Here is a 5,283-nt window from a genome sequence, read left to right as displayed (position 1 = left end):
TGGGGCGGTCGGAGCCGCTGGTCCCCCTGGTCGGACCACCGGGGTCGACCGCGGTGCTCTCCCTGGACGGGTACGACAAGGCCTACCGCTCACTCGCGGGGCCGAGCTGGCGCAACGAGATCGGCGGCGGGGTCGGGGCGGTGCTGGGATCCTTCCGCCCCGGAGCCAGGGCCGCGGAGCTCGCCGGGACTCCCGTGCTGTTCCAGATCGCCGATCTGGACCGGAGTGCGCCGCCGCACGCGGCGAGTTCCGCGGCGTTCGCCGCCCGTGCCGAGGTGCGTCACTACCCGGGGGATCACTTCGACCTCTTCCCGGGCCGTCCGTGTCACGACCTCGCGGTCTCTCACGCGCTGCACTTCCTCCGGCGCCGGATGGGGTGACCGGCAGCTCCGGACTCCTCTCACCTTCTTGTTGACGCATCACCATCGAGCCGCTACTGTAGGTGACACAACAACCAGTTGCCCCGACGTCTCGTCGGGCGCCACCGAAGGAGACACCATGACCGCGACACTCACCGACCTCACCGGAACCTGGGACATCGACCCCACCCACACGCGCCTCGGCTTCGTCACCCGCCACGCGATGGTCACCAAGGTCCGCGGGTCGTTCAACGACTACACCGGCACGGTCACCGTCCCCGCCGAGGGCATCGACGCCGCGACAGCCGAGGTCGTCATCACCGCCTCGTCGATCGACACCCGCAACGCCGACCGCGACGGCCACCTGAAGTCCAACGACTTCTTCGACATGGAGAACTACCCGGAGATCACCTTCCGCTCGACCACGATCGCGGCCAACGGCTCGGGCGGAGTGGACGTCACCGGCGACCTCACCATCAAGGGCACCACCAAGTCCGTGACGATCCCCTTCGAGTACGCGGGCACCGCCACCGACCCCTTCGGCAACCTCCGCGCCGGCTTCGAGGGCACCACGGTCATCAACCGTAGCGACTTCGGTCTGACCTGGAACGCCGCGCTCGAGACCGGTGGCGTGCTCGTCTCGGAGAAGGTCACCCTGGAGATCGAGCTCTCGGCCGTCAAGCGGGCCTGACCCCCCGCCCCTACCGGACGACACCGCCCTCCACCTCGTACGAGGTGGAGGGCGGTGTGCTCACGCGACGACGACGAACACGGCGGAATGCGTGCCGTCGGCGTCTCGCCAGGTCCCGCTGAGCGTGCCGGGCGAGCCGATCAGCGGACAGTCCGCCTCGGCGTCGTTCTCCTCCGAGATGAGCCGGATGACCTCGGGTTCGGCAGCCGTCTCCGAGTCGCCGGACGCGCCGTCCCCGCCGCCCCGGACATTGACGGGCGACGGGGAGACGGTGCCGTCCGCCACCGCCAGATGGTCGGCGGCGGTGTCGCGATGGCTGATCACCCGCAACACCTCCGACACGTACACGGGGTCCGCCGGTGCGTCGTACACCCAGCGCCGACCGAGAACGGAGTGCTCGAGCGTCCCGACCAGGGCGTCCTGCGCCCCCGGCAGTTCCGCACCCCTGTAGGTCACCGGGACGTGGTACGTCCGGACACCGTCCGTGACGAGGAAGGACTCCATGCCCACCTCGCCGTCGGGGTCGACGAACCGGTAGGAGGTCACCTGCTCCACTCGCGCCGGGTCCCCGTCGAACCAGGACTGGTGTCCGATCCATCCCCGGAGCAGCTCCAGCTTGCCCGGACGGAGGACGGCGTCATAGATCTCGGCGGTTCCACTCATGAGGTAAGCATCCCCGTAGCGACGCGGCGGGGCGGACAGTCGGCGAGATGAAGAAGAATTTGTCCCGGCGCCGTCACTGCTGGGCACCGGCCGTTTTGCCTGCTCGCCCGCGAGCGCCGAGTGATGCGGATCACAGCACCGGCCGCCCGTCGTCGTTATGGTCACCGCCGTGACTCCGGGAGAACCCGGCGCTCGATCGAAAGGTGACCACCATGAAGAAGACCATCGCCGTCATCGGTTCCGCCGCCGCCCTGTCCTTCTCCGGCGCAGGCCTCGCCGCCGCGCAGAGCGATCTCCCCGGCCTCGACGGCCTCGACAGCGGGTCGGTGGGTGTCCCCACGGCCGGTGAGACCGACCTCGACGACGTCGAGACGCCCGCCGAGGTCTCGGAGGTCGCGCAGCAGCTGTGCGGCACGATCTCCGCGTACGACTTCCTGGGCTCCGTCGGCGCCGTCGCCCCCGGCCTGTCGGGCGACGAGTGCGAGGCGAACGCCGATCTGGCCATCTCGACCGCGCTGACGGGTGACATCTCCGGCGCCGTCGACATCCTCCGTGGCATCGCCGCCGAGGTCCCCGGTGACACCGACGGCGACGACACCGTCGGCGACGACACCACCACCGGTGACGATGTCCAGACCGGCGACGACGACGCGGTCGCCGAGGACACGGTCGAGACCGACGCCTGACACGACCCACGCCTGACGCCCCTGGCGCCTGACTGCACGGGTCCGGCCCCGGTTTCCCTGGAGGAAACCGGGGCCGAGTCGTGTCAGTGGGTGCCCGCCACGTCTGCGGGTGCCCGTCGGGCCCGTGACCCTACGGGCTCTCGCCGCCGGTGGTGACGAGCTCTCCCATCAGCTGGTGGTCGATGTGACCGGGATCCGTCGACTCCATGAAGTCGACGAGGATCCGTTCGACCGCGGCGGGGTCCTCGACGTGCGGGTAGTGCCCGGTGCCCTCCACGATCGCGAGCCGGCTGCCGGGGATCGCCTCGTGGGTGGTGTGCCCGTGCGAGACGGGGATGATCGGATCGCGGTCTCCCCAGATCAGCTGGAACGGCAGTTGCGCCGCGAGGTACAGCCGGTTGCCGGCGGAGACCGCCTGGCCCTTGTTGTCCACGACCGCGCGGAGGGTCTTGAAGAACGCGCGTCGGTGCCCGGGCCGGCCGAGCGACTCGTACGCCGCCCAGGGCTCCTCGAGGGCGATCGCGCGGACGCCCTTGCCGGTGAGGAACCCGCGGGCCTTGTCCCCGGCGGCCACCAGGAACGGAGCCGCGGCCCCGGTGAGGATCAGTTCGGCGCCGGGGACGGCGAGCAGCCGCAGGATCCAGGTGACCTCCTTGCCCAGGCCGCCGCTGCCGATCAACGTGATGCGCTCGCAGAAGTCGGGGTACTGGTAGACGAACTGCAGGGCCACGCCGCCACCGAGGGACTGCCCGATCACCGTGCAGCGACTGATGCCCTTGACCACCAGCAGGTCCCGCAGAGCGGAGGCCAGGGCGCCGAGTGAGTAGTCGTCGAAGTCCAGCGAACTCTCCCCGTGGCCGGGCAGGTCGGGGGCGATGATGTGGAATCTCGATTCCAGACGGGGTATCAGCTCACGCCAGGTGACGGAGCTCCCCGCCATCCCGTGGATGAGCAGCAGCGTGGGCTTTCCCTCGCCGGCTCCGGACTCGCGGTAGGCGAGTTCTCGACCGTGGAGCACTGTCTTCTGCATTTCGGGTTTCCGCATATCGCACTCCCCCTCGGGGATGGTCTCCGCGCCGTACCTCGTCGCCAGGAGTACCTCGGCCCATTGTGCGCCATCCGGGGCCGGGCGAGCAGTTCTCTCTATCACATCCGGCCCGGATGCTCATCCGAACGTCCGCACCAGGCGCCGGTGCCGGTGGTCGAACAGCGCCCCGACCAGCACTCGAACGACCGATCCGGGAACCAGGGTCCGGGGCACGGCCCGCAGTGTGTCGGTGATCCTGGTCGAGTGGTCCCCCAGCGGGTCGAGTTCGCGACGGTGCTCCCACACCCGACACGATCCGAGCACCGAGCGCTCCTGGAAGTACCGTGGGGCCCGGAGCTCGACCAGCATCAGGTCGTCGTACTCCAGCGGCACGACCCCGCCCAGGAGGATCCACGCGCGCCCGAGCGGCCGGCCCAGCGGCACGTCCGCGATCGAGGCCCCCGCCAGTCGCGCCGGGATCCGCATCCGCAGGAGGGGCCGGAACTCGTCGCAGATCCCCTCCGCGGTCACCACGTGTGCCCACACCTCGTCCCGAGGGGCGCGGACCACGCTCGACCGCACCACCTCGACCGTCACGGCAACCGCACTCCCGAGATCGCGCGGGCGATCACCAACTGTTGGATCTGCTCGGTGCCCTCGAAGATGTCGTAGATCTTGGCGTCGCGGTGCATCCGCTCGACCGGGTACTCGCGGGTGTACCCGACCCCGCCGAGGATCTGGATCGCGCGCTCGGTGGCCCAGACGGCCGTCCGACCGGCCTTGAGCTTGGACATCGACCCCTCGGCCCGGGCCATGGGGTGCCCGGCCGCACCCATCCACGCCGCCCGGCGCACCAGCAGGCGGGAGGCGTCGATCTCCACCGCCATGTCCGCGAGAAGGAACGAGATGGCCTGGTTCTCGATGATGGGTCGGCCGAACACCACCCGGCCCTTGGCGTACTCGAGCGCGTACTCGTGCGCCGCCCGCGCGATGCCCACGGCCATGGCCCCCACGGTGGGGCGGGTCCGCTCGAACGTGGCCATGGCCGCCTGCCCGCCGGTCCGTTCGCCCTCCCGTGCGCGGGCCAGCTTCTCGTCGAGCTTCTCCTTCCCGCCCAGCAGCGCCGACCCGGGAACACGGACGTCGTCGAAGAAGATGTCCGCGGTCGCCGAGGCGCGCAGACCGTGCTTCTTGATCCTGGAGCCGGTCTCGATCCCGGCGGCCCCGGCCTCCACCACGAAGGCGGCCTGGCCCCGGGACCCGAGATCCGGGTCCACGACCGCCTGCACCACCAGCACCGAGGCCTCGCCGCCGTTGGTCACCCAGGCCTTCTGCCCGGAGATCACCCACTCGTCCGCGGCCTCGTCGTAGCGGGCCCGGGTGCGCATGTTGCCCACGTCGCTCCCCGCCTCCGGCTCGGACGAGCAGAACGCGCCGACCGCGGGGTCGGCCTCGCTGCCGTAGCAGCGGGGCACCCACTCGATGATCTGCTCGGTCGTCCCGGCCGAGGCGATCCCCGCCGCGGCGAGACCGGTGCCCATGATGGACAGACCGATCCCGGCGTCCCCCCAGAACAGTTCCTCGCAGAGGATGGGGTAGGACTGGCCGGTGGTGTCCTGCCGCAGGGTCGCCATGATCTCGTAGCCGTACAGCCCGATCCTGGCGGCCTCCTGGATGATCGGCCAGGGCGTCTCCTCGCGCTCGTCCCACTCGCGGGCGGCCGGCCGGATCACCTCCTCGGCGAAGGCGTGGGCCCAGTCCTGTAGCTCGCGCTGCTCCTCGGTCAGTTCCAGGCTGAAGGTCATCGGGTCCTCTCGGTCAGGGCGTCAGGTCGGCGGGTGGCGGGTGGCGGGTGGC

At 70.5% G+C, this 5,283-nt stretch carries 6 protein-coding genes and 1 pseudogene; 3 read left to right on the top strand and 4 right to left on the bottom strand.

Annotated features, from left to right (window positions below):
- Positions 1 to 380 (top strand): annotated as a pseudogene (locus tag G6019_RS09610) (alpha/beta hydrolase); the annotation flags it as partial.
- 118 nt (positions 381 to 498) lie between these two features.
- On the top strand, positions 499 to 1,050 hold the full coding sequence (locus G6019_RS09605; RefSeq protein WP_182612654.1) for a YceI family protein: 552 nt from the start codon (positions 499 to 501) through the stop codon (positions 1,048 to 1,050).
- A gap of 60 nt (positions 1,051 to 1,110) precedes the next feature.
- On the opposite strand, the gene G6019_RS09600 is transcribed toward G6019_RS09605, so the two are convergent.
- The gene (locus G6019_RS09600) at positions 1,111 to 1,713 is read right to left on the bottom strand and encodes a maltokinase N-terminal cap-like domain-containing protein (protein ID WP_107755282.1); all 603 of its coding nucleotides are present in this window, start codon (positions 1,711 to 1,713) and stop codon (positions 1,111 to 1,113) included.
- A gap of 212 nt (positions 1,714 to 1,925) precedes the next feature.
- On the opposite strand from G6019_RS09600, the gene G6019_RS09595 reads away from it, so the two are divergent.
- On the top strand, positions 1,926 to 2,399 hold the full coding sequence (locus G6019_RS09595) for a hypothetical protein (RefSeq protein WP_107755281.1): 474 nt from the start codon (positions 1,926 to 1,928) through the stop codon (positions 2,397 to 2,399).
- 130 nt (positions 2,400 to 2,529) lie between these two features.
- Here G6019_RS09595 and G6019_RS09590 read toward each other — a convergent pair whose 3' ends face one another.
- The 3 genes from G6019_RS09590 to G6019_RS09580 all read right to left on the bottom strand — a co-directional run bounded on the left by G6019_RS09590 (position 2,530) and on the right by G6019_RS09580 (position 5,231).
- On the bottom strand, positions 2,530 to 3,444 hold the full coding sequence (locus tag G6019_RS09590; protein WP_375292911.1) for an alpha/beta fold hydrolase: 915 nt from the start codon (positions 3,442 to 3,444) through the stop codon (positions 2,530 to 2,532).
- Between the two features lie 120 nt (positions 3,445 to 3,564).
- The gene (locus tag G6019_RS09585; protein WP_182612656.1) at positions 3,565 to 4,023 is read right to left on the bottom strand and encodes a hypothetical protein; all 459 of its coding nucleotides are present in this window, start codon (positions 4,021 to 4,023) and stop codon (positions 3,565 to 3,567) included.
- Positions 4,020 to 5,231, bottom strand: a complete 1,212-nt coding sequence (locus G6019_RS09580) for an acyl-CoA dehydrogenase family protein (protein ID WP_182627493.1) — start codon at positions 5,229 to 5,231, stop codon at positions 4,020 to 4,022. The genes G6019_RS09585 and G6019_RS09580 overlap by 4 nt, the downstream gene beginning before the upstream one ends.
- Positions 5,232 to 5,283 lie beyond the last annotated feature (52 nt).

This window comes from Dietzia sp. DQ12-76 (assembly GCF_014145045.1).
Lineage (GTDB): Bacteria > Actinomycetota > Actinomycetes > Mycobacteriales > Mycobacteriaceae > Dietzia.
The sequence above is the reverse complement of the archived record's forward strand: the minus strand, read 5'-3'. Positions and strand labels throughout refer to the sequence as shown.